This window comes from Streptomyces sp. NPDC048479 (assembly GCF_040651435.1).
Lineage (GTDB): Bacteria > Actinomycetota > Actinomycetes > Streptomycetales > Streptomycetaceae > Streptomyces.
Genome location: NZ_JBEZKA010000111.1, coordinates 1 through 1,791 on the forward strand (window position 1 = coordinate 1; position 1,791 = coordinate 1,791).

Genomic DNA, 1,791 nt, shown 5'->3' on the forward strand with positions numbered 1-1,791 from the left:
TTAGGGCTCGCAGAGAATCAACATGCGGGTTTGATCTTCCTCGGGGGCTGGCTGCCGTACTTGTCGAGGTGGGCAGCCACGTCCGTCGGGGTGCGAAATCTGGCGGTTGAGGGCCGGATCATTTGATCGTGCTCGGCCAGGAGGGGCCGTACCTCTTGGACGGCCCGCGTGAGCGTGCTTCCGTTGACGCCGAAGAGCCGGGCGAGCAGGTCATGGGTACCGATCTTGCGCAGGCAGAGTACGGCGGCCAGGATCCGGTCCGCATCGGAGAGCTTGTCCTTGGCGCCCGCGCCCCGCGCGCGGAGCCGCTCACCGCCCCGGCGTTCGTGGCGAAGCCGTTCACGTTGTTGCGCCAGCGCCGGGATCAACGAGTCGACCAGAGCGTCCAGTTGCTCGATGGCTATACCCGTCAGCTCCGGGTCGCGGAGCAGAGAGGTGTCGAGTCCGTCCGGGCACCTGGGCTGCTCGGCGGCGATCGCGGCGGCTTCCGATCCCGCCTCACGGCCGGGGGCCGGCTGGGGCCCGCCAGGGTGGAGCGTGTAGTTCCAGTCGCCATGGAAACGGTGTCGGCTCATCGGCAGCGCATCGATCTCGCCGTCGGTGACCTTCACGCCGGTGTCGTAGGTGCCCGGGTCGAGCTCGGCGTGGACGGTCAGCCCGGTGCGCGTGGTGGTCGCCGCGATGCTGTTCACGATGACTTCGTGGCTGGTCAGCGGCCTGCCGCGCCAGTTCATACTGATGTGGGAGAACAGCCGGTGCTCCACCTTGTTCCACTTCGATGTCCCAGGCGGCAGGTGACAGACAGTGATGTCCAGGCCTGTCTCGCAGGCCAGAGCGGCGAGTTCGGCCTTCCAGGCGCGCGTGCGGTAGCCGTTGGAGCCGCCCGCGTCGGCGGTGATCAGCAGACGGGTGGCGCGCGGGTAGTCGTGGTGGCCGCGGGCCTGCCACCAGCGGCGGATGGAGGCAACGGCGAAGGCGGCAGTGTCGTGGTCGGTGCCGACGCTGACCCAGCCGGTGTTCGCGGCGACGTCGTAGATCCCGTACGGGATCGCCTTTCCCGGACCCTGCCGGTCCAGGAAGTCATGCGTCTTGACCAGCACCGGCTCACCCTGAGGCCGCCACTGGCGCCCTGCGTTCTTGTAGTCGCCGACCAGCTCCTTCTTCTTGGTGTCCACGCTGATCACAGGGTCCCCGGCGCCCATGTGGTCCTTGGCCTGGTCATTGATGTAGCGGAACTGGGCATCGCGGTCGGGATGTTGGTTGCCTTCGATGGTCTTGGCGTTGGCCTGCAGGCTGAAGCCCTCTTCCCGCAACAGGTCCCCGACCGTGTCCGCGCTCACCTTGTGTCCCTGGCGAGTGAGCTCGGCCGCGAGATTCCTGGTCGACTTCGTCGTCCAGCGCAGCGGCGACATGGGATCCCCGCGCACATCCGGCTCTACGAGTGCCAGCAGCGCCGACCGCAGACCCGGATCAACATCCGCGGCCTTCCTCCGCCCGCCGCCAGGCCTGCGCACCCGTCCCAGTGGGTCCTCGCCGGCGTCCAGCTCGTCAACGCCCTTGCGCACCGTTGTCTCGCTGACCCCAGCCGCACGCGCGACCGCCCGGATGCCGCCATGTCCAAGGATTCGGGCCTCGGCCCCCATCAACAGCCGCCGCTGCCGCTCGTCCAGATGCGGGAACAACACCTTGAACTTCACGGCGAGTTGGTCACAGATCGACTCGGAGACGCGCATACCACACCAACGAGCTCAAACACGGGAAGCAACAGGTTGATTCTCTGCGAGCCCTTAC

1 protein-coding gene is annotated in these 1,791 nt (G+C 67.4%); it reads right to left on the reverse strand.

Features of this window, described 5'->3' with window-relative positions; all coding sequences use genetic code 11:
- Positions 1 to 17: 17 nt before the first annotated feature.
- The gene (locus AB0D12_RS41230) at positions 18 to 1,733 is read right to left on the reverse strand and encodes an ISAzo13 family transposase (protein WP_362695213.1); all 1,716 of its coding nucleotides are present in this window, start codon (positions 1,731 to 1,733) and stop codon (positions 18 to 20) included.
- Positions 1,734 to 1,791: the final 58 nt, after the last annotated feature.